We start from the raw sequence: 24707 nt of genomic DNA, 5'->3' as shown, positions 1-24707 counted from the left end.
CGGTAGTTCAGTCAACATTTCTGCAAGCCGAAACACCGCTTTCGCGAGCAAGCTCGCTCCCACAGGGACAGTGTTGGGTATCAGTTCTCGGCAGCCTGTTCGCTAGCCTGCAGCTGCCCGTCCCACCCCCCGCCCAATGCGGCAATCAATTGCACGCTGGCGATCAGGCGGCTCTGCTGCAAGCTCAGCACACTGCGTTCATTGCTCAAGGCCGTGGCCTGGACGGTCACCACATCGAGGTAGGCAATCAACCCGGCCTTGTACTGGTTCTGCGTCAGGCGCAGGGATTCCCGGGCGGCGTCCAGAGCCTCCTGGCGCACGCGGGCTTCGTCTTCCAGCACCTTGAGCTGGATCATATAGTTTTCCACCTCGCGCAAGCCGTCGAGCACGGTCTGGCGATAGGTGGCGACGGTCTGGTCATACGCCGCGACGGTACGGTCGACCTCTGCCGAACGCTGGCCGCCATCGAACAGCGTCATCGCCAGTTGTGGCCCTACCGACCAGAAGCGGTTCGGCACGCTCACCCAGTTGTCGTAGGTGCTGCTGCTGTAGCCGCCACTGAGGCTCAGGGTCAGGTCCGGGTAATACGCGGCCTTGGCGACCCCGATGTTGGCGTTGGCGGCCATCACCGAGCGTTCTGCCGAGGCGATATCCGGCCGGCGCTCGAGTAACTGCGAAGGCAGCGCCACCGGAATTTGCGGCAATGACGGGATGTCCTGGGTCTCGGCCAGGTTGAATTCGGCGGGCGGCAGGCCGATCAGCACGGCGATGGCGTTTTCAAACTGGGCCCGTTGCCAGATCAGGTCGATCAGGTCGCCCTGGGTGGTCTTGAGCTGGGTTTGCGCCTGGGCCACCGCGTCCTTGCCGGACACCCCGGCGCGGTACTGGTTTTCGGTCATTTTCAGGGAGCGCTGATAGTTGTCGACGGTGGTCTGCAACAAGCGTTTCTGTTCATCGATCACCCGCAACTGCAAGTAATTCTGCACCAGTTCCGATTGCTGGCTCAGACGCATCGCCGCCAGGTCGGCAAAACTGGCTTGCGCGCTCGCCTCGTCGGCTTCCAGGGTGCGGCGCAACTTGCCCCACACGTCCGCCTCCCAACTGACGCCGGCCTGGGCGTTATAGGTATCGCGAATGCCGCTGGACGAACTGCTCAGGCTCGAACTGCTGCTACCGGTGCCCTGGCTGGAGCGGGTCTTGCCAACGGTCAGGTCCACGGTAGGGAAAAATGCGCCACGGGCATTGCGCACCAGTGCCCGGGCCTGCCGGTACTGGGCGTCGGCCTGGGCCACGGTCTGGTTGGACGCATTGAGCTGGTTCACCAGGCCATTGAGTTGCGCATCGCCGTACAGCTCCCACCAGGCGCCCCTGGCCATCGCATCGCTGGGATTGGCCTGGCGCCAGCCCTGGGCCTCCTTGTATTGCACCGGGGCGGCAGCCTGGGGACGTTGATAATCCGGGCCGACGGCGCAGGCACTGAGCATCGCCACGCACAGCACCAGGCTCAGCACCCGCGAGCCACGGGCAGTCGCCAGTGTTGCGACAAGATTGAAAGGCGAACGATCGGTCATAGCGGAGTTTCCAGGGCTGCATCAGTGCGCACGCCGCGCCAGCGATTGAAGCGATGGCGCAGTTTGTCGAGATATAGGTAAACCACCGGGGTGGTGTAGAGCGTCAGTACCTGGCTGAACACCAACCCACCGATGATGGTCAGGCCCAATGGCCGGCGCATTTCCGAGCCCTCGGCAGCACCGAGCAGCAACGGCAAGGCGCCAAGGATCGCCGCCAGCGTGGTCATCAGGATTGGCCGCAACCGCAGCAGGCAAGCGCTGCGGATCGACTCCAGCGGCGTCTGCCCGGCACGTTCCAGTTGCAGCGCCAGATCGATCATCAGGATGGCGTTTTTCTTCACCACGCCGATCAGCAGGAACAGCCCCAACAGTGAGATCAGGCTGAACTCGCCACCCAGCGCGTAGATCGACAGCAATGCGCCGACCCCGGCCGATGGCAACGTAGACAGGATGGTCAGCGGATGGATGTAGCTTTCATAGAGCACACCCAACACCAGGTACACCGCCAGCAACGCCCCGAGGATCATGAACGGCTGGCTCTTCTGGGTGGCGGCGAACGCATCGGCGGTGCCGGCCATTTTCGCAATGACATCCTCGGGCAATCCAAGCTTGGCAAGTGCCCGCTCGATGGCCGCGGTGCCCTGCGCCACCGTGACACCTTCGGCCATGTCGAAGGAAATGCCCTCGGACGCGAACTGGCCTTCATGGCTGACCCGGTCGTCCTCCAGGCTATTCTCGTAGTGGGCAATGGCCGACAGCGGTACGCGCGCGCCATCGGCGGTGATCACCTGAACCTGCTCGAGGGTGCTCGGGTCCTGGGCGTACTTGGGATTGACCTCCATCACCACCTGATACTGGTTGAGGCTGTCGTAGATGGTCGAGATCTGCCGCTGGCTGTAGGCGTTGTTGAGCACCGCGGTGACCATGTCCATGTCGATGCCCAGGCGCTTGGCCTGGTCGCGGTCCACCACCAGCGTCACCTGCTGCGCCCCACCACCGTCACGGGCATCGATGGCGGTGAGTTCCGGCAAGGCCCGGAAGGCCGCCACGACCTTGGGATACCACGCGCGCAGCGACGCCAGGTCGGCGCTTTGCAGGATGTAGGAATACTGCGAGGTGGTCTGCTCGCGACCACCACCGAACTGCAGGTCCTGGTCGGCCATCAACATCAACTGAGCGCCGGGAACCTTGGGCATTTCTTTACGAAGGCGCTCGATGACCTTTTGTGCAGAAATATTACGCTCCTTGATCGGCTTGAGGCGCACCAGCATGAAGGCGTTGTTGGTGCCGTTGTTACCACCGATGAAACCGGCGACGCTTTGCACCGCCTCGTCCTTGAGCACGGCGCGGCGGAAGATCTCCATCTTCGGCTGCATCACGTTGAACGACAGCCCGTCGTCGCCACGCACGAAACCGATCAACTGGCCGGTGTCCTGCTGCGGCATGAAGGTTTTCGGCACCACCACGTACAACGCGACGTTCACGCCGATGGTCACCAGCAGGCTCAACAAGGTCAGGCGCCGATGGTGCAGCACCCAGTCCAGGCTGATGGCGTAACCACGGACCATGCGCTCATTGAGCCGCTGGCTCCAGCGCTGCAAGCGGTTTTCCTGCCCTGGCACGTGAGGCTTGAGCCAACGGGCGCAGAGCATCGGCGTGAGGGTCAGCGAGACCACCAGCGAAACGACGATGGACGCCGCCAGCGTGATGGAAAATTCGCGAAACAGGCTCTCGATGATGCCGCCCATGAACAGGATCGACAGGAACACCGCCACCAGCGAGACGTTCATCGACAGCAAGGTGAAACCCACCTCCTCGGCTCCCCGGTACGCGGCCTTCATCGGCGGCACGCCTTCGTCGATATGCCGGGAGATGTTCTCCAGCACCACGATGGCATCGTCCACCACCAACCCGGTCGCCAGGATCAACGCCATCAACGACAGGTTGTTCAGGGAGAAACCGTACAGGTACATCACCGCGAACGTGCCCACCAGCGACACCGGCACCGCCAGGGTCGGGATCAGCGAGGCGCGGAAGTTGCCGAGGAACAGGAACACCACCAGCACCACCAGGGCCACGGCGATCAGCAAGGTCATTTCCGCTTCATGCAGAGTGGCCTTGATCACCGGCGAGCGGTCCATGGCCAGGTTCAGCTTGACGCTGGCCGGCAGCACGGCCTGCAACGCCGGCAGTTGCGCCTTGATCTCGTTGACCGTCTCGATGATGTTGGCCCCGGCCTGGCGGTTGATCACCAGCAACACGGCGGCATCGTTGTTGAAGAAACCGCTGTTGTAGCGATCCTCGACGCTGTCGGTGACTTTCGCCACGTCCTTGAGCCGCAGTACCGAGCCATCCTGGTAACGGATGATCAGCGTTTCGTAGTCCTTGGCCTTCTCCAGTTGATCGTTGGCCTGGACCTGCCACATGCGCTGATCGTCCTCCACCGACCCCTTGGGCCGGCGCACGTTGCTATCGGCAACAGCGGTGCGCACGTCATCGAGGGCCACGCCGTACTGGTTGAGCAGATGCGGCTCCAGTTCGATGCGCACCGCCGGCAACGAGCTGCCGCCGATCTGTACCTCGCCGACGCCCGAGACCTGGGACAGGCTCTGGGACAGGATGGTCGAGGCCAGGTCGTAGAGCTGGCCCTTTTTCAACACATCCGAGGTCAGCGACAGCACCATGATCGGCGCCTGGGACGGGTTGACCTTCTTATAGGTCGGCATGCTGCGCATGCCGCTGGGCAACAGGTTGCGCGACGCATTGATGGCCGCCTGCACTTCCCGGGCGGCACCGTTGATGTCACGGTCCAGGTCGAATTGCAGGATGACGCGGGTAGAACCCTGGCTGGAACGGCTGCTCATGGTGTTGACCCCGGCGATAGCGCCGAAGGAACGCTCCAGGGGCGTAGCCACCGTTGAAGCCATCACCTCGGGGCTGGCCCCTGGCAGGTTGGCCTGGACCACGATCACCGGGAAATCCATTTGCGGCAGCGGCGAAACCGGCAGCAGGCCGAAGCTCACACCACCGAGCAGCATGATGGCGAAGCTCAGGAGCATGGTCGCGACCGGACGCTTGATGAATGGACCGGACAGGTTCATCAGCAGCCGCTCCAGGCTTCAATGAGCAGGCTGTTGTGGCGAGGGAGCTTGCTCCCGCTATGTGGGAGCAAGCTCCCTCGCCACAAATGCCCCAGGATTTCGGGCGTCGCAGTCATACCTGCACCTCTTTCCCATCGGGCCTGGCAAACCGGCGCCCCAGTCGATCGAAATACAGGTAGATCACCGGGGTAGTGAACAACGTCAGCACCTGGCTCACCAACAACCCACCGACCATCACCAACCCCAGAGGCTGGCGCAGTTCGGCGCCGGAACCGGTGGCGAACATCAGCGGTATTGCACCGAACAAGGCCGCCAGGGTGGTCATCAGGATCGGACGGAAGCGCAGTAATGCAGCCTGATAGATCGCCGTCTGCGGGTCGACGCCCCGGTTGCGTTCGGCGTCGAGGGCGAAGTCGATCATCATGATCGCGTTTTTCTTGACGATGCCGATCAGCAGGATGATGCCGATGATCGCGATCATGCCCAGGTCATTGCCGCTGAGAATCAAGGCCAGCAAGGCGCCGATGGCCGCCGAGGGCAAGGTGGAAAGAATGGTGATCGGGTGAATGTAGCTTTCGTACAGCACGCCCAGGACGATGTACATGGTCACCACCGCCGCCAGGATCAGCAGCAAGGTACTCGACAGCGAGGCCTGGAATGCCTGGGCCGCGCCCTGGAACTCGGTCTGCACGCCCACCGGCATGCCGATGTCCCGCTGGACCTTTTCGATTACGTCCACCGCATGCCCCAGGGCCACGCCCGGTGCCAGGTTGAACGACATCATCACCGCCGGGAACTGGCCAATGTGGGCAATCGCCAGTTGCGCCTGGCGTTCTTCGACCCGGGCCAGGCTCGACAGCCGCACCTGCCCGCCGTCGGTGGTCTTGACGTGAATCTGGTCCAGCGCCTGCGGCCCGATCCGCTCCCCGGCCTGGGCCTGCAACACTACGCGGTACTGGCTGGCCTGGGTGTAGATAGTGGAAATCTGCCGCTGGCCGAAGGCGTCATAGAGCGCATCGGTGATGTTCGACACCGAGACGCCCAGGCGAGAGGCTGCGTCGCGGTCGATCACCAGGTAGACCTGCAAACCCTTGTCCTGCAGGTCGCTGGCCACATCGGTCAACTCCGCCTGTTGGGCCAGGGCTTCGACCAGCCGCCCGCTCCAGAGGCTGAGCAATTCGGCGTCCGGCGACGACAGGCTGAACTGGTATTGGGTCCGGCTGACCCGGTCTTCGATGGTCAGGTCCTGCACCGGCTGCATGAACAGGCGAATGCCCACCAGCCGATCCAGTTGCGGCTGCAGGCGGGCAATGATCTCGGTGGCGCTGTCATCCCGTTCGCTGTGGGGCTTGAGGTTGATCAGCAGGCGCCCGCTGTTGAGCGTGGCGTTGTCGCCGTCCACGCCGATGTAGGACGACAGGCTCTCCACCGCCGGGTCCGCCAGGATCACTTTCGCCAATTGCTGCTGGCGCTCGCTCATGGCGGCAAAGGAGATCGATTGTGGCGCCTCGGAAATGCCCTGGATCACCCCGGTGTCCTGCACCGGAAAGAACCCCTTGGGCACGGCCAGGTACAGCACCACCGTCAACACCAGGGTGCCCACCGCCACCAGCAGGGTCAGCGGTTGGTGCTTGAGCACCCATTGCAACTTGCGTCCGTAGGCGGCGATCAACCAGTCGATCCAGGCGCCGCTGGCTCGGTAGAAACGGCCCTGCTCTGCTTCCTTGGGCTCACGCTTGAGCAAGCGGGCGCACATCATCGGCGTCAGGGTCAGGGACACCACCAGGGAAATCAGGATCGCCACCGCCAGGGTGATGGCGAACTCGCGAAACAGCCGTCCCACGACATCGGCCATGAACAGCAGCGGGATCAGCACGGCGATCAGCGACAGCGTCAGGGATATCAGCGTGAAGCCGATCTGCTTCGCGCCCTTGAGTGCTGCCTGCAGCGGGCTGTCGCCCTCCTCGATGAAGCGAGCGATGTTCTCCAGCATGACGATGGCATCGTCCACCACGAAACCGGTGGCAATCGTCAGGGCCATCAGGGTCAGGTTGTTGATGGAAAAACCGGCCAGGTACATCACGCCAAAGGTGCCGATCAGCGACAACGGCACAGCCACCGACGGAATGATCGTGGCACTGACGCGACGCAGGAACAGGAAGGTCACCATGACCACCAGCACGATGGCGATCAGCAACTCATGCTGCACGTCGGTGACCGATGCGCGGATGGTCTGGGTGCGGTCGGTCAGCACGGTGACATCCAGGCCGGCCGGCAGGTTGTCGGTGATGCTCGGCAGCAGGGCCTTGATCCGGTCCACCACTTCGATGACGTTGGCCCCCGGCTGACGCTGGATGTTCAGCAGCACGGCCTGGTTTTCGTTGGCCCAGGCGGCAAGGCGTTCGTTTTCGGCGCCATCGACGATCTGCGCGACGTCCTTGAGCCGCAACGGCGCACCGTTGGCGTAGGCCAGGATCAGTTCGGCGTAATCCTTGGGCGAGGTCAACTGGTCGTTGGCGTCGAGCATCGAGACCCGGGTCGGGCCGTCGAAGTTGCCCTTGGGCTGGTTGACGTTGGAGGCGCCGATCAATGTGCGCACATCCGCCAGGTTCAGGCCGTTGGCCGCCAGGGCCTCGGGATTGACCTTGATTCGCACGGCCTGGCGCTGGCCACCGGCGATGGTGACCATGCCGACGCCGCTGATCTGGGCGATTTTCTGCGCCATGCGGGTGTCCACCAAGTCATTGAGCTTGGGCAGCAGCATGGTCTTGGAGGTGATAGCCAGGGTCAGCACCGGGGTATCGGCCGGGTTGACCTTGTTGTACACCGGCGGTGCCGGCAGGTCCTTGGGCAGCAGGTTGGTGGCCGCATTGATCGCGGCCTGCACCTGCTGCTCGGCGACGTCCATGTTGATGTCGAGGTTGAAGCGCAGGGTAATCACCGACGCACCACCGGAACTGGTGGAGGCCATTTGCGTCAGGCCCGGCATCTGTCCGAACTGGCGCTCCAGGGGCGCGGTCACCGCGCTGGTCATCACATCGGGACTGGCGCCCGGGTACAAGGTCATCACACGGATGGTCGGGTAATCGACCTGGGGCAATGCCGACACCGGCAGCAGCCGATAGGCGATCAGGCCGGCCAGGATGATCGCCAGCATGCTCAGGGTGGTGGCGACCGGGCGAAGGATGAACAGCCGCGAGAGATTCATGCGCCGCCCTTTTTCGCCTTGTCGGCCGCAACCGGCTCAGCGGGCACCGCTGCGGACTTGCCCTGCAGGTGCTCGGTCGGCGTGGTGGGCACTTCCTGGCTGTCGCTGACCACTTCCACTTCACTGCCTTCCTTCAAGCGATCGGTGCCTTCGAGCACCACCCGGTCACCGGCGACCAGGCCTTCGGTGACCACGGTGTTCGCACCGTCGCTGGCGCCGATCTTCAGCTTTTTGATGGTGACCTTCTTGTCGCCATCCAGGGCATAGACGAAGGTGCCATTGGTGCCGAACTGAATGGCCGCCGTCGGTGCCAGGGTCACACCTTTGAGGGTGTCGGCCAGCAGGCGGACATTGACGAACTGGTTGGGGAACAGCGACTGGTCGCGGTTCTCGTAGCGGGCCTTGAACTTCAAGGTGCCGGTGGTGACATCGATCTGGTTGTCCAGGCTTTGCAGCACGCCGCTGGCCTGCAGCTTCACATCGCCCCGGTCCCAGGCTTCGACTGGCAGTTTCGCCCCGCTGCGATAACGGGCGAGCACCGTGTCGAGGTTGTTTTCCGGCAAGGTGAACACGACGCTGATGGGTTGGGTCTGGGTGATGACTGCCAGGGCCGTGGTGTCGTTGGCCGCCACCAGGTTGCCGATATCCAGTTGCCGCAAGCCGACCCGCCCGGAGATGGGCGCGCGGATCTTGGTGAATTCGAGGTTGAGCTTGGCGTCGTTGACCGCCGCCTGGTTGGTCTTGACCGTGCCCTGGTACTGGCCCACCAGCGCCGCGGCGGTGTCGAGGGTCTGCTTGGCAATACTGTCTTCAGCGTACAGGCCGCGATACCGCTCAAAGTCTACCTGGGCATTTTTCAACTGGGCCTGGTTCTGCAACAGCGTGCCTTCGGCCTGGAGCAAGGCGTTCTGGTACGGACGCGGGTCGATCTCGGCCAGCAGGTCCCCGGCCTTGACCATCTGCCCTTCTTCGAAAGCGATCTTGACCAGTTCGCCACCCACGCGGCTGCGCACGTTGATGGTATTGAGGGCCGTGACCGTGCCCAGCGCCTTGTAGTACAGCGGGAAATCCCCGGTCACCGCCGGCGCCACCCGCACCGGAATCGGCCCCGTAGCCCCACCGAACCCTGGCCGCATGCCACCCGAGCGCCCCATGTGCCCCGCCGCGGCTTTATCCCCTGCCCCAGGCTTCTGCGCCGAGCCACTGGGCCAGAACTTCCAGGCCAGCGCCGCGACCACCAATACGATGAACAGGCCGAACAACCAGCGACGGGAATTGCGGGAAACAGAGGATTGCATGGAGTGATCAACCATTGGGCGCGTGGACTTCTTTTACGGGAGGCTGAACGATAAGCACTGGCGGGTGTTTAGCAAAGCGCCTTTACCGGCAATTTACGTTGGGCTTACCTGGCACATAGTCGGCTAACGCCTTGAAGCACAAAAGAAAACGGCCTGGACAGGGCCAGGCCGTTAACAATTGTAATAAATACCTTATTTCAGAACGGCCAACGCAGCGTCGTAGTTTGGCTCTTCACCGATTTCCTTGACCAGCTCGCTGTGCAGCACGGTGTCGTTTTCGTCCAGCACCACCACGGCACGGGCGGTCAGGCCTTTGAGCGGGCCATCAGCGATTGCCACGCCGTAGTCCTGGATGAACTCGGCACCGCGCAGGGTCGACAGGTTCTGGACGTTTTCCAGGCCTTCGGCACCGCAGAAACGCGCCTGGGCAAACGGCAGGTCGGCGGAGACGCACAGCACCACAGTGTTGGTCAGGCCGTTGGCCTGGGCATTGAACTTGCGCACGGAGGTGGCGCAGGTCGGCGTGTCGACACTTGGGAAAATGTTCAGCACTTTGCGCTTGCCGGCGAAGTCCTTCAGGGAAACGTCCGACAGATTGCCGGCAACCAGGGAAAAGGCTGGCGCCTTGGAACCGGCTTGTGGCAACTGGCCGTTGACTTGGACCGGGTTGCCTTTGAGGGTGACTTGAGCCATGAACGGATTCCTTCTGACAGGTTTGAAAATGGTGAGGCCGGAGTTAACCACGAAATGCTTGCGCGACCTATGGTTGGACATAAAAAGTCGTGGTTTGGACGCCGGCGCGTGAGGTAACGGCGGTGGTTATTTAGCCTTGAATTTCAGAAACGACTGATGCAAATCCGACGCCCAGCCATCGATGACCCCTTTGACGTCATCGGGCTTCATCACCTGGGACTCGTTGGACAACGGCTTGCCCGTGCCTTTGCGCACCACCTGGGCGACCACCGCGTTGTTGCCACCATCGAGAAAAACCGCTTCGGTGCCCAGGGTGGTTTCCTGGTCGCGAATGCCGCTGGCCGTGCTGACAGCGGCCGCCACCAGCGCAATCGGGATCACCTCATAAGGTTTCAAGCCTTCGGTCTTGCTGCCGACAGCCGTGATGGCCGCCCGCATCACCAATACACCCGGCCCAGGAGCTGTCGCCAGGGGCAAGGACTTTCCCGCTTCCCGCTTGAGGGCCTGATCGTAATAAGCGGTGATACCGGACAGCGTGGCCTGGGGGATCTTCACGGTCGGCTGCGGCTTGGGGTAAAGCTGTGTCGGCTCGATATAGAGACTGGTGTACTTGCCCGGGTCGATCTTCGGATCGACCCAACGCATCACCTCGGCCCCCGACGGCGACTTCTCTTCCTTGAGCCGGCTGTAATCCCCCAGGAACCCGGAGTACTCATCCGGCTGGGTGACTTTGCTGGAGCAACCCGCCAAGGCGAGCGAGGCAATGCAAACAGTGCCGATCATCGACGAAAACTTCATGCTGTCACTCCTGTAAGCCACACGAGGCGGGGCCGGAACTACAGGTATAGCCAATGGACAGGTTTTTGCCTGCGCTGAGAAGCGCGTGCGTGATTCAGCCGCGTTCACGCGGTATCAGGCTCTGCAACTGTTGTGCGAGGAAGTTGGCATCGAAGGCAAATGTGTCGGGGTCCTTCAAGCCGTTGGTCCGGCGCCATTGCCATTGCACCGATGGCGGTTGGCAAACCAGCGAAATACTGCCGTGACGGGTCGCCGCCAGGCCAATGATCGACAAAGAAATCAGCCCACCTACGCCCATCACCTCCGGAACGAATTCCACCGGTCTACCGGTGATGGTCAAGGTCAGTTTTTCAGTCTTGAAACCGGACGTCTCTACGGGAGCGCTCGGCCCGTGCGCCACATAGGTCTCACGGCTAAGTTCCAGCAGGCCGAGCGCCATGACGGGCGCCAGCCATTGCTCGATTTGCCCGTACAACGCCTTGATCTGTTCGGCCCAGACCGCTGCCTGGGCCTGGTGCAGTTGTTTCTTGTGCGCTTCGCTGTCGGCGTAGTGACGAAGCATCTCGCCCAATTGCTGTACATCGTCCATGGGCCGGTCCTCGATTAAGGGAGTACTGCGAAGCGCGATGATGACAGGTTCAAGACGTTGGCGTACGTAAAAGCCCTCTTTGCCTGCGCGCTGGGCTCTTCAGCGCAACCGCGCCATCGCCAGGGTATCCACCCAGCGACCGTCACGCACGGCGTAGTCGCGCATCAGGCCTTCGGTTTCGAAGCCGAACTTGCGGTACAGCCCAATGGCCGCTTCGTTGTCAGCGTACACCGTCAACTCGACCCGCCGCAGGTTCATCCAGTTGTCCGCAACCTCCAGCGCGGCCGCGAGCAGCATCGACCCCACGCCTTTGCCCTGCCAGGCGACAGCCACGCCCATGCCGAGACTGCCGCAATGGGCACGGCGCACGCGCGAAAACTGCTCCAGTCCCAGGTTGCCGATGACTTCACCCTCGTGCAGGGCCACCAGTTTCAATAAACGCTCGTCGTCCATTGCCAGACGCTTACGCCAGACTTCGGTGGACTGGAAAGGCATTTGCAGAACTTGGCGAGTCACCGCCGGATCGTTGTAGAGCGCGGTGACACCGGCGATGTGGGCTTCAGTGAAGCGTACGAGGGTGATCGATGATTCGGACATGCAGCTCCTCCCTGGAGGCGTGACAAGGCCGATCACTATAAGCCGCGCCAGGCGTTATGGGGAACCTGCGGGAGCGGTGGTTTTGGCATCCGCGTTGACGGATACACCGCTATCGCGAGCAAGCTCGCTCCCACAGGATTATCGTGCTACCAGCTAGGTCTGGAACCAATCCCGGCGCTCATCCAGCGTGTGATGGATCAGCTCACGAAGCATCTGCACCTCTGGCGAGCCTTCGGCCTGGGCATTGACGGCCATCCACAAGTACCGTTGCATCGACGGGCCGAACACTTGCGGCAATGCCACCAGGCCTCGGTCGAAACGGCTCATGTACTGCGGCAACAGACCGATGCAGGCGCTGCAGCGAATCATTTCCAGCATCAATTCGTAGGATTGCACCTGCACCACGCCGGCCCGGCGCTGTTCTATCAGGGCATTCCACGGGGCGAAGCCATCCACGTGTCGGTCCGCCTGCCATTGCACCAGCATGTAGTCGTTCAGGTCCTCCAGGCAATCCGGGCGCGTGGCCGGTCGTGAATAGCGCTTGGCGATGTGCGGCACATAGTCCATCCGCGCCAGTCGATCCGCGGGCAACGTGGCGAAGCTCGGCCCTGGCACCGACACCTGGGCATCACTCAACCAGAGCACCAGGTCGGCGCTGACGGCTTGCAGTGCCAGTTCACTGTCCAGGGTGATGATCTGCAGTCGCACGCTGGCGTTGCGCCGTAGCAACGAGATCAGGTCGCGTCCCAGGATGTCATGCAGAATCGACTCGGCCACGGCGAGGCGAATCAAGGGTTGATCGTTCAGCGGCGGCGCACTTTCGTGGGCCAGGGTGATCAATCGCGCCTGCAACTGCCGGCCTTCACGAGTGAGGGTCAAGGCGCTGCCCTGGAAGCTGAACAGCGAGCGTTGCAGGCGCGTCTCCAACTGCGCCAACTGCTTGCGCAGCCAGGTTGCCTTGACGTTGAGGCTACGAGCCGCTTGCATGAAGCAGCCGCAACGGGCACTGACCAGGAAACACTGCGCCACCTGCGGTTCAATACCGCCGGCCAATGTCAGCCAGGGATCGGGGACACGCAACGGTGTGCGGTATGCGGTGACAGCCTGGCGTCCTGCGGGCTCGGTGAAGGTCATGGGTGACTCCCTGTCGGTTGTACGAATTATTTGGGCCGGCCTAAAGCCCCTCCTCCAGCACCTTGCTCAACTGCGCGCCATCGATGCTCAACGTGGCCGTGTCGAGCATGCCGTCCAGGTAGGCCTTGGCGATCTGTTCCTGGCGCTGGGCGCGCAGGGCCTGGGTCAGGCGTTCGCGGACGTCGTCCAGGGTCGCTTCCCGGGCCGGCTGTTGTTCGGTGAGCTTGATGACATGAAACCCCGCCGGACTTTGCACCGGGTCCGACACCGCGCCGACCTTCAGGCGCGCCACCGCCTCACGCACCGGCGGGACCAGTTGCTGCAAGGGCTGGAAACCACTGTCACCGCCGCGCTCGGCACTGCTGCGGTCCTGGGAAAAACGACTGGCCAGGGCGCCGAATTCAGCGGGCGAGGCCTGGGCCTTCTTGCTCAACTCCAGCGCTTGCCGGCGCACCGCCTCTACGGTTTGCGGCTCGGTGGCTGCCAGGAAAATCTGGCTGACGCGGTACAACGCCGGTGCGGTCCAGTTGGCTTTCCCGGCGTCATAAGCCTGCTTCAACTCGTCTTCACTGGGATACCCGGCGGGCACCTGGCTGACCGACCGCAAGTAGTCGCGAAACACAATCTGCTCAGCCGCCGCCCGGGTCTGGCGCTCCACCTCGGGCCGCTCGCGCCAGCCCTGGGCGTCGGCCTGCTCCAACACGGCCTTTTCCGCCAGGCGGGCACGAATCCAGCCTTCCAGCGCAGCCCGATTGCCACGCATTTGCTGGCGAACTTCAGGAGCCAGCGCGGCCAGCAATGCCTTGAGTTCATCGGGGCTGACGTGCTGGTTGCCCAAGCGCGCCAGGCTCGGCGAGTCGGCCGTAGCAACGCTTACGGTCTGTACCGCGGCGACCGGATCGCTTCCCGGCCGCAGACCCAGCACCAGCGCCACGGCGAGCAGGCCCAGCGCTGCGGCGCTGATGACGAAGGTCGGCTTTTTCACGATGCGACGGCCTCCTCCGATGGCGCCTCGACGGGCTCGGCCGGGGTTTGCAGGCGCGCCGCGTTCTGGCTGTACTCACGCAGGTAGACAATGAACTCCTGCAACAGGCGATCCCACAGTTCCAGGTGGCTGCGCAAATGATCGGCGCTCACGCCTGCCGCGACCACCACGTCCATTTCCATCACCAGGAACTCACCCTGCAGCGACAACCGGGCAAAGCGGCGCGAGGCGTTCCACAACTCCACCAACCCAGCTGGCAACTCGCCCTGTACCCGCAAGGCGCAGCTGAAGGTGAAGTCCAGGTATTGGCCCGCTGTCGGCGCAGGATTACCCAAACGCACCGCAAAGCCGATGCCCTGGCTGGCACTGAGCAGTTGCACGATGCCGTTCTGCTCGGTTTCGTTGACCCGATAACCCGCAGCCTGCAACCACTCGGTCAGGGATTTTGCACCGACGTATTCAATCATTGAGGTCATGCTCGCTTCTTCCTTGTTCTGTTCAGTGAGTGATCGAGGCCTGGGGCGCATCGAAACGGTTCTTGTAGAGATCATCGCCAAAGCCCTGGGCCAGCTCTTCGAAACGCACCCGGGCCTTGGCCGCGAACGGCTGGCGGATCTTCATGATGTCGGTCACATCAATGGTTTCGTAGGCATGCAGCAGCGTCTTGGCGACTTCGTACATTTGCTGATTCTTGACCGAACATTGCTGCACTTGTGTGTCACGCTCGGTCAATTGCGCCTCCAGGCGGGCGCGCTCGGTCTCTTTGCCACGGGCCAGGGTCAACAGTTCTTCATAGGCTTTCTTGAATTTGCCGATTTGCTCGTTGCTCGCCGCCACCTGGGCCTGGGCCTGGTTTTGCAGGTTTTGCTGATGTCCGGCCAACTGCTCGGCCAGGGCTTGGGCCTTGCTCAGTTGTGCGGTCAATTGCTTGATCTGCGCCTGGGCCTCCTTGGCCTGGCTCTCGGCAGCCTGACGAGCGGCGCTGGCCTGGGCCTGCTCGCTTTGCAGGGCCTGCAACTGGGCGGTGGTACTGCGCAGCTGTGCCCGCAGCCGCTCTTCCAGGCCTTCGCCGTGCGCCAAGCCACTGAGCAGCAGACCCAGCATCAGCAACGCAGCCGGGCATGGGTATTTGGCTCGCCTTTTCATGAGGTCTCCCTGCGCTTAGAAGCGCGTGTTGATTTCAAGCTGCAAGACATCGATGTCGTACGGCGCGCCGTACACCGCTTCGGAACTCAACCAGCGACCGGTGGCGAAGACGTTGCTCGCCAGGCCATAGTTGCCGCCCAGGAAATAACCCTTGGCATTGGTACCGCCCAAGTGGAATGACGAATCGTTGAAGCCGTCCGGCAAGGCATCGGGCTGGATGTACTTGTAGCCGGCGAACAGGTTCCAGTCGCCCTCGCGCTTGAGCTCCAGGGAGTTACCCAGGGTGAACTGGAGCATCCAGGCGTTGGCGCCACTTTCCACCTCGCCATCGCTGTCCAGGTTGTTGGCGAATTGCCCGGCGGAGCGCTTGCGCATCTCGCCTTCGTCGTAGCCCAGGTTGTGGACGTAGTGGGCCTGGCTGCGCAGCTTCAGGTCTTCGGGCAGATCGGTGTCCCACGCCAGGTTCAGGTCCAGCAGATTGAATTCCGAGGCCAGGCCGACGTATTGCGGCTGTGGCGTGGTGGAGGGGTTGAGAGGATTGGGCGCGATGTCGCGCAGCAGGAACACGGTGTTGCCCTTTTGCATGAACGCCACGCGTGAACCGTCGCTGTCGCAGCCTGGATCACCGGCCCAAGGCTGGCACGACGAAGAGCGCTGGCCTTCGATGTCGTCGAAGCGGTAATAGGCCATGGCCCCCTTGATCCGGTTGCTGTCGTTGATGGCCCAGTTGGCCCCCAGTTGCGCACCGTACAACCACTTGTTGTCGCTCTCCTCCTTGTCGCTGCCGTTGCTGGTGCTGGTGTCGTTGGTGTACTCCACCGGGAACGCGCCAACAGTACCGAACACGCCCCAGTCCTGATTGAGCTTGTGGTTGAAGTTCGCCGCCACACCGTCGAAGTTCAGGTCACCGGAATACAACAGGTCGGTGGAGAAAAACGGGTTGGCGAAACGCCCGCCGGTCAGGGTCAATTCGTCCGATGGCTTCCAGGTCAGGTAGCCCTGGTCGAGCCAGATGTCTTTCTTGCCAAAACCACCACCGAGGGTCTGGGTGGTGGACACCGGGTTGTTGTCGGAGCCGGTACCGATGCGGATGCCCGCGGTCCATTGCGGGGCAATCACGGCCTTCATGCCCAGGCGTGCGCGCAGGCGGAACAGGTTCTCGCGGTCTTCACGGGTGTTGAGCAACGGCGGCAGGCTGGAGCTGCTGTTGGGGTTGACGTCGTAGGGGCCCTTGTCATTGAGCCGGGCGAAGTCGACGATTTCGTTGCTGTTGGTGCCCGAGTAATAGCGCGACTCATCCCGCAGGCGAATGTCGCCATCGAAACTGATGCGCGAGACCCAATCCGGGAAGGTGTTGGGCTGGGCCCAGTTTTCCTGCTTGGCGGTGGCCATGACTTCAGCCTTGACCTGGTCGCGGATCTGCTCACGCACGATGTTCGGCACGTATTGCACCCGCACGTCCCCCGGCGCGCCGGCCGGCGTTGCGGCAACCGCCGTGGCTGCCTGGCGGGCCTGCACGGCTTCCCGTTCAGCCTGGGCGATCAAGCCATCGGCCTGATCCTGTTTCAACACGCCCTGCTGCACCAGCAGGCGGATCAGATTGATCGTGGCGTTTTCCGAGGGCGCTGGGGCGGCGGCCGCGTGCCCGGCCAGGCTCAGGACCACCAGGCCGATCGCCCACGATAATCGATTCACATTGGAAATCATCTGCACACAACTCCTTTGGCAAACTTTCAAATAGTCGGTTAACCCGGCCGCCGTCCCTGCAAGGACAAGCGCACGGGTAAAGTCAGGGAGGCCGGTGGCCGTTCACTCAAATGGGGCGCGGCACGCAGGGCGGAAATAACTTGTTCGTCCACTTGCGGGTTGCCGCTGGACTTGACCAACTCGACCCGGGTGATTTCGCCCACGGCACTGAGCCAGACATCGGCCTGCAGCGAGAACGCCAGGCTGCGCAAGTCGGGGTTTTCTCGCAGCAAGCGCTGGAAGGTGAATGCCAGGAACTGGCTGTAAGTGCCATTGCCCAGGCGCCCGCCCCCTGCCCCAGCCATGCCGCCGCCCTTGCCCGCGCCGATGTTGAAGGCGTCGTTGCCGGATTGGGCATCGCCGTCCATCTGCATCGGGTTCGCCAGGTCATCGACCGGCGACGGCGGTGCCTCTTCCTCGGGCTTGACCTCTTCGGGTTCCGGGGTCGGCTCTGGCTCGACCACCTTCTCCTCGACCTGGGGTTCCGGCTCCTTGGGTTTCTCCGGCGGTGGTGGGGGCGGAGGCGGCAGCGGGATAATGGTCGGCACCTTCGGCGCTTCGCGGCGCACGCCACTCATGTCATTGGCCCACTGCCACAGCAGCCAGGCCGCCACGGCACCCAGCGCCAGGCCGGCGGCCCATTTGAGCAGGCGCAACGGCGAGGTCTTCACCGGGGGCGGATCGATGGGAAGTCTGGCGGTCATGGTCAGCCCTGGCTCGGTTTGCCGGTCACCAGACCGACCTGGGACAGTTCCAGGCGCCGCAGCAGGTCCAGCACTTCTATGACTTTCTGGTACTGCACCGTCGCGTCGCCGCGCACGATCACCGGGAAGTCCGGGCTCTGGGCCTTTTCGATGCGCAGGCGCTCTTCCAGCTCGGCCAGGGTCACCGGATAGGCATCGAGGAAGACCTGCCCGCCGTCGTTCACCGAAATCGCCTTGGTCTTGGCTTCGGACAACGACACCGAGGCACTGGCCTTGGGCAGGTTGATCTGGATACCCGACACCTGGGCCGTGGCCGTGAGGATGAACATCACCAGCACCACCATGAGCACGTCCACCAGCGGCGTGATGTTGATGCTGTCGACCGCCGCGTCATCGTCGTCATCGTGTGAAGCGTTTACGCTAGCCATGGCGATTCCCTCAGGCCGGTACGGACGATTGGACGTGATGATTACGGCGATGCGCCGCTTCACCGGACTGGCCTTCGCCGTGCATCTCCGCCAGGCGCGTAATGAACTCGTCGACGAAGACCCGCATGTCGGCGCTGACTTCCTTGTTGCGGGTGATCAGGCGGTTGTAGCCAAACAGCGCCGGGATCGCGACGAACAGGCCCATGGCGGTGGCGAGCAATGCCGCGGCCATGCCCGGGGCAATGGCGTTGATGTTCACGTCACCGGCCATGGCCGTGCCGAGGAACACCACCATGATCCCCAGCACGGTGCCGAGCAGGCCGATGTACGGACCGCCGGCGATGGCGTTGGACAGGGTCGAGAGCTTCGAACTCAGTGCTTGGTTTTCCCGGGTGCGCACGCCGTCCATGGAACAGCGGATCGCTTCGATGGTGGCCGCCGACACCGACGAAGTGTCAGCGCCCTGCTCGCGGCGGGTGCGGATCTCCTTGACGGCCACCAGGTACAAACGCCACAGCGACGAATGTTGCAGGCGCTGGGCGAGGCCCTGGTCGTCGGCGAACATTTCCAGGCGTGTGCCGATCTGGGCGAACTGTTCGCGGAAGGCATCGTTGGCCGCGCTGAGACGGCTGACCATGCGGTTCTTGCGGATCATGATGATCCACGACTGGAACATCATCAGCACCAGTACCCCGATGATCACCCAGGCGTCCATCGGCACGGCCTTGAGCAGGAAACCCAGGCTGCCAAAGCCGAAACCGGACTGTTCTTCATCGACACCGTAGGCCACCAGTTTCGACTCGGCGCCCTGGGCATTGGCGTCAGCCAACAACAGCGGCGCCGGACGGGCGACCTTGGACAGGCGCGCTTCGTCCATGGCCCCGCCAAATGGCGCGAAGGCACCTGCGGAAAGGTCGGCCCCCAGGGCTATCGGCGAATTGAACGCTGGCATCGCCACCGCCAGGCTCGCGGTTTCACGCCCATTGACGTACAGCACGACCCGGTCGCCCGAGGCGGTCAACGCCAGGTGCTGCCACTGGCCAGGGTTCAGTGGCTGGGTCGAGACCGCACGCTGGTCATTGATCGCTACGAACGGCACACCCTGGTTGACGCCAACCAACAGGCTGGTAACGGCTTCGCGACGGGCCAGGATGATCTGTTCGCCACTGGCCTGGTCCTGGCGCAGCCAGGTGCTGAAGGTGAACGCTGCACCGGCACTGTGTTGCAACGAAGGGCTGGCCGGCAACAACAGCGGCTGGCCGTTGAACTGCAAGGCACGCCCGATCACGCCGTCGATGCTGACACCGGCCGCGCCCTGGGCATTGTTGCCGTAGGCCGTGGTGTCCCGGGGCGGTACGCCGGTGGCGCCGTCAAAGTGGTACAACGCGGTGTAGTCCGGGTCGAAGGTCAACTGGCCGCTGCCCGTGGCCGGCGCCTTCTGGTTTCCGTAATACATCCACACGTCCTGACGCTGGCCACCCTCCACGCTCGGCACATCAACCCATATCAGCGCCATGCCCATCAACGGGTCGAAGCTTTCGATCTGGTGATTGAGCACGGTCTTGTCGTCGGCACTGACGAAACGCAGGTCCGAGCCGTCGTCCTTGACGCCGTCGAAGGTGAAATTGCCGGTGTGCAGGCGCACCAGCAACGCGGTGCGACCCAAGGCCTGGGCGATGGCGGCGCCCTGGGGCGTGGTGTCCACGGAAATCTGTTTGCGGTAGTGCCAATCATCCTGCCACCAGGCGTTGGCGGTCGCCGGAAGCACCAGCCCCAGGCAGATAAACAGGGATAACAATAAGCGTTGCATGGACATGACTCCTGGGTTCAAAACGTCGCTTGCAGGTTGAAATGCAGGCGCGATTCCTGTTTCGAGGTGTTCGGCCCTTCGAGCAGCGGATAGCCCCAGTCGAGGCTGCCGGACAGCCATTTGCTCAGGCTGGCGCGGGTGCCGAGGCCGACGCTGGCGAGGCTGTAGTCGGCCTCCTGGTCGGGCAGTTCGTCGCGCAAGTACAACTGCGCGCCTTCGGCGAAGGCATAGAAGCGCCACTCCTGGACATAACTGCCGAGAAACTTGGCCAGGGACGGTGTGCGCAGCTCCTGGGACAGCAAGTAGCCGTCATCACCGGTGCGCTCGGCGGCCAGGTAGCCACGCACCGAGGTGGCGCCACCGGCAGAGAATTGTTCGTTGGAAACCAGCGGCCCGGAGGCGAGTTGGAAGGCGGCCTTGGAGGCGGTCTGCCAATCATTGCCGAAGGTGAAGGTGTAATTGCCGTCGCCCTTGAGCACGGCGAAGCTGGGGCTGGCGCGATAGCGCTTGTAGTCGAATTCTTCGTCGGAGCTGCCATAGCCCAGCAGGCTGCGGGTACCCGCCACCAGGCTCAGGCCGAGGCCCAACTGGCTGTGTTCGGTGTAGCGAAAGCCGTTGTAGGCGAAGGTGAACGGCGCGTACTTGAGCGGTGCCTTATCGCTGGCACCACCGAGGTTGAGCTCTTCTTCGAAATCCTTGAAATCCACCCCGACCGAAAAACTGTTGGCCCATGCCCCACTGGACGGCAGGCTGTAGATCGCCGACACCCCGTAGGAATGACCTTTGCCCAACACGTTGCTGCCGCCAACCGTCGCTACGTTGCTGTCGGATTGGTAACCCGAGAACTGCACACTCCAGCGTTCGCTCAGCGGCGCGGTATAGGAGCCCGACCAGACCTTGGCGTTTTCGGTGTCCTGGGGTGCGGTGAAGAAGGTCAGCGAAACGCTGTGGCCCAGTTGCCAGAGGTTGTTGTAACCCAGGCTGGCGACCGTGCGCAGCTTCTCGGTGTCGGCACTGTAGTCGTTGTTCAGCCCCAGGCTGGCCTGCCAGGGGTCCTGGTCTTCGACCTGCAAATCCACGTCCATCGTCCCGGGGCGCTGGCCTTCACGCACCAGCGGCATGACCTGGCGCCCCGGGGTTTTGTTCAGCAGCGCCAGTTCTGCCTGGACCTGGGCGAAATCAGGCACCTCGCCTTCCTTGAGCGCCGGCACGTCATCACGGATTTCGACGGGTGAATAATGCTTGGCCCCCACCACCCGTACCCGGCCGATCTTGGTTTCGCTGACTTGCAGGTAGACGATGCCGTCTTCGACTTTTTGCTCTGGCAACTCAACGAACACCGATTGATAACCCCGGGCCTGATAGACCTTTTGCAAGGCCTCCCGGGCGCCTTCGATGTCGCTCAAGGCCTTTTGCGGGCCGAGGAACGGGTACACCGCTTCCTCGATGGCCCGGGCATCGAGCACGGTGTTGCCCCGCACGAAATACTCGTTCACGTCCACCAGGCGCGCCGGCGCCGCTTCGGCCTCCTGCCCTCCTTCGGCGGCGAACGCCGACGGCCCCCCGACCGCCAGCAGCAACCAGCCCCACAGCGCCGGCCGCGATTTGAAGAAATGCTCCACACCACCCCCTGAATTCAAAATACGGCTCAATTGCTTGCGATCGATGTCGTGGCGTGCCGGGCCAGCCAGGTGTGCAGCAGCGCGAAGTTCAAGGAGAACTCCGGCATTTGCAGCAAGGCGCCACAGAACACTTCACCGATGATTTTCTGGATGAGCCGCACCGCCCGCGCGTCGCCCAGCAGTGTGGCGAGGTCTTTGCTCAGGACGTTGAAGCTCCAGACCTTCTGGTTCAGGTCCAGGCCGACGAACCAGCGGAACAGCAGGTTGTAGTTGAGTTGTTCGTAGAGTTGCTGCTCGCTGGGCACCGAATAGAGCAGTTGCAGCAGGAGGATATGCATGGCGGTTTGCGGTGCGATCAACATCTGGGCACCAGCGTTGAGGCCCTGCAACACATCGCGATGGTCATCCAGCAGGTCGTCGATCTGCGGACGCAGCAAGACCAGTGAATGGCCTTGCGGAATGTAGCTGGACACTTCCTTGAGCGCGCCTTGCCAGTCATCCTGGGAAACGATCCAGACCCACGGCGCGCCGTAGCGATACACCGAGACCGGCTGCTTGCGCGCCGCCTCGACGATCTTCGACAGCCGCTGGTCAAGCTCCTGCATGCCCACTTTCGAATAACGTTCCATAGTCCCCATCGCCTCACTCCCGGCTTCGCGCCCCGGCTCCAAAACGACCTTGCAGGCCCCCTTGAACACGTCACACAGGCATGACGGGAATGGCGATGTGCTACCGAACTTTTGTCATGAAAGCTTCATTTTGGAGAGACCAGGGAGATGCCCAGACTTGGGGCGACTGGAGGATTTTTGTGGGAGCGGGCTTGCTCGCGAAAGCGATGGATCTGTTTGCATCGATGTTGGATGGGCTGCCGCCATCGCGGGCAAGCCTTGCTCCCACAGGGGTTCTCGGGTGGATACAAGGTTTGCTGTCCACCACCAGATTCCATGTGGGAGCGAGCTTGCTCGCGAAAGCGATGGATCTGTTTGCATCGATGTTGGATGGGCTGCCGCCATCGCGGGCAAGCCTTGCTCCCACAGGGGTTCTCGGGTGGATACAAGGTTTGCTGTCCACCACCAGATTCCATGTGGGAGCGAGCTTGCTCGCGAAAGCGATGGATCTGTTTGCATCGATGTTGGATGGGCTGCCGCCATCGCGGGCAAGCCTTGCTCCCACAGGGGTTCTCGGGTGGATACAAGGTTTGCTGTCCACCACCAGATTCCATGTGGGAGCGGGCTTGCTCGCGAAAGCGGTGGATCTGTTTGCATCGATGTTGGATGGGCTGCCGCCATCGCGGGCAAGCCTTGCTCCCACAGAGGTTCTCGGGTAGATACAAGGTTTGCTGTCCACCACCAGATTCCATGTGGGAGCGAGCCTGCTCGCGAAGACGGTGGGTCAGTTTGCATCGATGTTGGATGGGCTGCCGCCATCGCGGGCAAGCCTTGCTCCCACAGAGGTTCTCGAGTGGATACAAGGTTTGCTGTCTACCACCAGATTCCATGTGGGAGCGGGTGGTGGCGATGAAGCCTGCCGTTATTGGTGCTGCACCTGCACCATCGAGCTTACCTGCACCCTCGCCTGCATCTGTTCCGCTCCGCCACCCCGGCGCATGCCGCGTACCGGGCAGGCGTCGAGGTAGTCCAGGCCGACCGCCAGTTTCAGGTGGCGGTCGGGAAGGGTCAGGCGGTTGGTCACGTCGAAGCTGTACCAGCCATCGTCCAGCCAGGCTTCCGCCCAGGCGTGGCTCGCCAGGTGGCTTTCATCTTCGGTGCACAAATAGCCGGAAACATAGCGCGCAGGAATGCCCAGGCTGCGGGCGCAGGCGAGGAATGCGTGAGTATGGTCCTGGCACACCCCCGTTCCACCGGCAAACGCCTCGGCAGCGGTGCTGTTGACCGCCGTCGTGCCGGGGCTGTAGGGCATCCGCGCCGCCAAACCATTCATCAGATCGGTCAAGGCCGAACGATCGCGCCGGCCAGCGCATTGCTCGACGGCGAAGGCGCTGAGGGTCTCATCCGCCTGGGTCAGGCGACTGGTGCGCAAGAAAGGCAGCGGCGACTGGTTGTCCGGTTCCATCGCGATGGACTGATGGATTTCCACCTCGCCATAAGCCGTCAGTACCAAGGCGCCGTGGGGCTCGTCCATGGTCATCACATGCAAGATGTTGCCATAGGGATCAATCTGGCTGCGTACCAGTCGCGGCAGCTCCAGGTGCCATTCCAGGATGCGCTGGCGCTGAGTGTCCCGGGGCGTCAGGCGCAGGAACTGGATGCTGGTGCAGACTTCATCGGCGTAGCTGTAGGTCGTGTCATGGCGTATGGATAGTTTCATACGACCTCCAGGTAAGACTCATGGACGGTCTGGCCCAAGTGGCGGATCTGCCCAATCAAGTCGGTCAACCATTGATGCAGGCCCGACGCCAGGATCTCATCGATCCCCGAATAACGCAGGCGCGCATTCAGCTCGGCGGCCAGGCGTTGCGCTGGCCGGCCGTTGTTGCCCGGCAAGCTGGCGAGAATATGGTCCAGCTCCTCGATGCAGGCATGCAGCGAGCGTGGGACGTCAGCACGCAACAGCAACATCTCGGAAACCTGCTCGGCATTGGGCGCATTGCGGTAGATCTCGTTGAACGCCTCGAACGAAGACAACGCGCGCAACAAGGCACTCCACTGGTAATAACCACGGGCCGAGTTGTCGCTGACCTCCTCCGATTCCTCGCCGAACATTTCGTAGCGGGCGTCCAGCAGGCGCAGCGTGTTGTCGGCCCGCTCGATAAAGGTGCCCAGGCGAATGAAGCAATAGGCATCGTTGCGCATGATCGTGCCCGACGTCGCGCCACGGAACAGGTGCGAGCGCTCCTTGACCCACTCGCAGAAATGGCTGATGCCGTAGCGCCCCAGGCCGTTGCTGGCGATGTTGCGCATTTCCAGCCAGGTGGCGTTGATGTTCTCCCACATGTCGGCGGTGATGCGCCCGCGCACGGCATGGGCATTGGTCCGCGCGGCCCGCAGGCAGCTGTAGATACTGCCGGGGTTGGTTTCATCCAGCGCGAAGAAATGCAGCATGCGCTCGGTGTTGAGCGCGTCATAACGGGCGTTGTAATCGTCCAGCGTACCGGCCGCCAGCAGCGACATCGCCAGCTCGGCATGGCCATCGCTGCGCCCGGCCTGGGGCATCAGCGACAACGAATAGCTGACTTCGAGCATGCGCGCCAGGTTCTCGGCGCGCTCCAGGTAGCGGGACATCCAATAGAGGTCCGAAGCAGTTCTTGAAAGCATGT

The 24707-nt window shown here is 62.7% G+C and carries 21 protein-coding genes; 1 reads left to right on the top strand and 20 read right to left on the bottom strand.

All coding sequences use genetic code 11. The features are described from left to right. Positions 1 to 80 precede the first annotated feature (80 nt). The 18 genes from F7R20_RS11250 to F7R20_RS32290 form a co-directional block, all read right to left on the bottom strand. Positions 81 to 1571 (bottom strand): efflux transporter outer membrane subunit, encoded by a 1491-nt coding sequence (locus F7R20_RS11250; RefSeq protein ID WP_003201735.1) that lies wholly within the window; start codon positions 1569 to 1571, stop codon positions 81 to 83. Further along, positions 1568 to 4672 carry an efflux RND transporter permease subunit gene (locus F7R20_RS11245; RefSeq protein WP_003201734.1) on the bottom strand — a complete coding sequence of 1035 codons (3105 nt, stop codon included), beginning with the start codon at positions 4670 to 4672 and terminating at the stop codon, positions 1568 to 1570. The genes F7R20_RS11250 and F7R20_RS11245 overlap by 4 nt, the downstream gene beginning before the upstream one ends. Positions 4673 to 4784: 112 nt before the next feature. Beyond that, complete coding sequence (locus F7R20_RS11240; RefSeq protein ID WP_003201732.1) at positions 4785 to 7880, bottom strand: MdtB/MuxB family multidrug efflux RND transporter permease subunit; 3096 nt, start codon at positions 7878 to 7880, stop codon at positions 4785 to 4787. After that, positions 7877 to 9193, bottom strand: coding sequence for an MdtA/MuxA family multidrug efflux RND transporter periplasmic adaptor subunit (locus tag F7R20_RS11235; protein WP_003201731.1), 1317 nt, complete (start codon positions 9191 to 9193; stop codon positions 7877 to 7879). Before F7R20_RS11235 ends, F7R20_RS11240 begins: the two co-directional genes overlap by 4 nt. 177 nt (positions 9194 to 9370) lie before the next feature. Further along, positions 9371 to 9871: a thiol peroxidase gene (tpx, locus tag F7R20_RS11230; RefSeq protein ID WP_003201729.1), complete on the bottom strand. Its 501-nt coding sequence runs from the start codon at positions 9869 to 9871 to the stop codon at positions 9371 to 9373. Between the two features lie 126 nt (positions 9872 to 9997). After that, entirely contained in the window at positions 9998 to 10669 is a 672-nt protein-coding gene (locus F7R20_RS11225) for a DUF3313 domain-containing protein (protein WP_003201727.1), read from the bottom strand. 94 nt (positions 10670 to 10763) lie between these two features. Then, on the bottom strand, positions 10764 to 11258 hold the full coding sequence (locus F7R20_RS11220; protein ID WP_003201724.1) for a hypothetical protein: 495 nt from the start codon (positions 11256 to 11258) through the stop codon (positions 10764 to 10766). Between the two features lie 99 nt (positions 11259 to 11357). Further along, the gene (locus F7R20_RS11215) at positions 11358 to 11855 is read right to left on the bottom strand and encodes a GNAT family N-acetyltransferase (RefSeq protein WP_003201722.1); all 498 of its coding nucleotides are present in this window, start codon (positions 11853 to 11855) and stop codon (positions 11358 to 11360) included. Between the two features lie 153 nt (positions 11856 to 12008). Then, complete coding sequence (locus F7R20_RS11210) at positions 12009 to 12989, bottom strand: LysR family transcriptional regulator (protein WP_003201721.1); 981 nt, start codon at positions 12987 to 12989, stop codon at positions 12009 to 12011. A 40-nt stretch (positions 12990 to 13029) separates the two neighbouring features. Then, positions 13030 to 13974, bottom strand: a complete 945-nt coding sequence (locus tag F7R20_RS11205) for a peptidylprolyl isomerase (RefSeq protein ID WP_003201720.1) — start codon at positions 13972 to 13974, stop codon at positions 13030 to 13032. Next, the gene (locus F7R20_RS11200) at positions 13971 to 14450 is read right to left on the bottom strand and encodes a YbjN domain-containing protein (protein WP_003201719.1); all 480 of its coding nucleotides are present in this window, start codon (positions 14448 to 14450) and stop codon (positions 13971 to 13973) included. The genes F7R20_RS11205 and F7R20_RS11200 overlap by 4 nt, the downstream gene beginning before the upstream one ends. A 22-nt stretch (positions 14451 to 14472) precedes the next feature. Next, complete coding sequence (locus tag F7R20_RS11195; RefSeq protein ID WP_013693324.1) at positions 14473 to 15120, bottom strand: hypothetical protein; 648 nt, start codon at positions 15118 to 15120, stop codon at positions 14473 to 14475. Positions 15121 to 15135: 15 nt separating this feature from the next. Further along, positions 15136 to 16827: a putative porin gene (locus tag F7R20_RS11190; RefSeq protein ID WP_003201714.1), complete on the bottom strand. Its 1692-nt coding sequence runs from the start codon at positions 16825 to 16827 to the stop codon at positions 15136 to 15138. 38 nt (positions 16828 to 16865) lie between these two features. Next, positions 16866 to 17570 (bottom strand): energy transducer TonB family protein, encoded by a 705-nt coding sequence (locus F7R20_RS11185; protein ID WP_003201712.1) that lies wholly within the window; start codon positions 17568 to 17570, stop codon positions 16866 to 16868. Positions 17571 to 17572: 2 nt separating this feature from the next. After that, on the bottom strand, positions 17573 to 17998 hold the full coding sequence (locus F7R20_RS11180; protein WP_003201710.1) for an ExbD/TolR family protein: 426 nt from the start codon (positions 17996 to 17998) through the stop codon (positions 17573 to 17575). A gap of 10 nt (positions 17999 to 18008) precedes the next feature. After that, complete coding sequence (locus tag F7R20_RS11175) at positions 18009 to 19808, bottom strand: DUF2341 domain-containing protein (RefSeq protein ID WP_003201708.1); 1800 nt, start codon at positions 19806 to 19808, stop codon at positions 18009 to 18011. Between the two features lie 17 nt (positions 19809 to 19825). Beyond that, positions 19826 to 21388: a ShlB/FhaC/HecB family hemolysin secretion/activation protein gene (locus F7R20_RS11170; RefSeq protein WP_377588945.1), complete on the bottom strand. Its 1563-nt coding sequence runs from the start codon at positions 21386 to 21388 to the stop codon at positions 19826 to 19828. A 68-nt stretch (positions 21389 to 21456) separates the two neighbouring features. Further along, entirely contained in the window at positions 21457 to 22059 is a 603-nt protein-coding gene (locus F7R20_RS32290; protein WP_003201705.1) for a transposase, read from the bottom strand. A gap of 116 nt (positions 22060 to 22175) precedes the next feature. On the opposite strand from F7R20_RS32290, the gene F7R20_RS31625 reads away from it, so the two are divergent. Beyond that, positions 22176 to 22757, top strand: coding sequence for a hypothetical protein (locus F7R20_RS31625; RefSeq protein ID WP_170291492.1), 582 nt, complete (start codon positions 22176 to 22178; stop codon positions 22755 to 22757). Positions 22758 to 22960: 203 nt separating this feature from the next. Here the strand turns inward: F7R20_RS31625 and F7R20_RS11155 are convergent, their stop codons facing one another. Further along, positions 22961 to 23758 carry a transglutaminase family protein gene (locus tag F7R20_RS11155; protein WP_003201701.1) on the bottom strand — a complete coding sequence of 266 codons (798 nt, stop codon included), beginning with the start codon at positions 23756 to 23758 and terminating at the stop codon, positions 22961 to 22963. Next, entirely contained in the window at positions 23755 to 24705 is a 951-nt protein-coding gene (locus tag F7R20_RS11150) for an alpha-E domain-containing protein (RefSeq protein ID WP_003201699.1), read from the bottom strand. Before F7R20_RS11150 ends, F7R20_RS11155 begins: the two co-directional genes overlap by 4 nt. Positions 24706 to 24707: the final 2 nt, after the last annotated feature.

Source organism: Pseudomonas brassicacearum subsp. brassicacearum (assembly GCF_008801605.1).
Classification (GTDB): Bacteria; Pseudomonadota; Gammaproteobacteria; order Pseudomonadales; family Pseudomonadaceae; genus Aquipseudomonas; species Aquipseudomonas brassicacearum.
The sequence above is the reverse complement of the archived record's forward strand: the minus strand, read 5'-3'. Positions and strand labels throughout refer to the sequence as shown.

Coding starts and splice junctions, on each gene's coding strand:
- F7R20_RS11220 (WP_003201724.1), bottom strand. CDS start 11,258: ATGGACGATGTACAGCAATTGGGCGAGATGCTTCGTCACTACGCCGAC.
- F7R20_RS11195 (WP_013693324.1), bottom strand. CDS start 15,120: ATGAAAAGGCGAGCCAAATACCCATGCCCGGCTGCGTTGCTGATGCTG.
- F7R20_RS11235 (WP_003201731.1), bottom strand. CDS start 9,193: ATGGTTGATCACTCCATGCAATCCTCTGTTTCCCGCAATTCCCGTCGC.
- F7R20_RS31625 (WP_170291492.1), top strand. CDS start 22,176: ATGAAAGCTTCATTTTGGAGAGACCAGGGAGATGCCCAGACTTGGGGC.
- F7R20_RS11190 (WP_003201714.1), bottom strand. CDS start 16,827: ATGATTTCCAATGTGAATCGATTATCGTGGGCGATCGGCCTGGTGGTC.
- F7R20_RS11240 (WP_003201732.1), bottom strand. CDS start 7,880: ATGAATCTCTCGCGGCTGTTCATCCTTCGCCCGGTCGCCACCACCCTG.
- F7R20_RS11185 (WP_003201712.1), bottom strand. CDS start 17,570: ATGACCGCCAGACTTCCCATCGATCCGCCCCCGGTGAAGACCTCGCCG.
- F7R20_RS11155 (WP_003201701.1), bottom strand. CDS start 23,758: ATGAAACTATCCATACGCCATGACACGACCTACAGCTACGCCGATGAA.
- F7R20_RS11200 (WP_003201719.1), bottom strand. CDS start 14,450: ATGACCTCAATGATTGAATACGTCGGTGCAAAATCCCTGACCGAGTGG.
- F7R20_RS11175 (WP_003201708.1), bottom strand. CDS start 19,808: ATGCAACGCTTATTGTTATCCCTGTTTATCTGCCTGGGGCTGGTGCTT.
- tpx (WP_003201729.1), bottom strand. CDS start 9,871: ATGGCTCAAGTCACCCTCAAAGGCAACCCGGTCCAAGTCAACGGCCAG.
- F7R20_RS11150 (WP_003201699.1), bottom strand. CDS start 24,705: ATGCTTTCAAGAACTGCTTCGGACCTCTATTGGATGTCCCGCTACCTG.
- F7R20_RS11225 (WP_003201727.1), bottom strand. CDS start 10,669: ATGAAGTTTTCGTCGATGATCGGCACTGTTTGCATTGCCTCGCTCGCC.
- F7R20_RS11180 (WP_003201710.1), bottom strand. CDS start 17,998: ATGGCTAGCGTAAACGCTTCACACGATGACGACGATGACGCGGCGGTC.
- F7R20_RS11245 (WP_003201734.1), bottom strand. CDS start 4,672: ATGAACCTGTCCGGTCCATTCATCAAGCGTCCGGTCGCGACCATGCTC.
- F7R20_RS11215 (WP_003201722.1), bottom strand. CDS start 11,855: ATGTCCGAATCATCGATCACCCTCGTACGCTTCACTGAAGCCCACATC.
- F7R20_RS32290 (WP_003201705.1), bottom strand. CDS start 22,059: ATGGAACGTTATTCGAAAGTGGGCATGCAGGAGCTTGACCAGCGGCTG.
- F7R20_RS11250 (WP_003201735.1), bottom strand. CDS start 1,571: ATGACCGATCGTTCGCCTTTCAATCTTGTCGCAACACTGGCGACTGCC.
- F7R20_RS11210 (WP_003201721.1), bottom strand. CDS start 12,989: ATGACCTTCACCGAGCCCGCAGGACGCCAGGCTGTCACCGCATACCGC.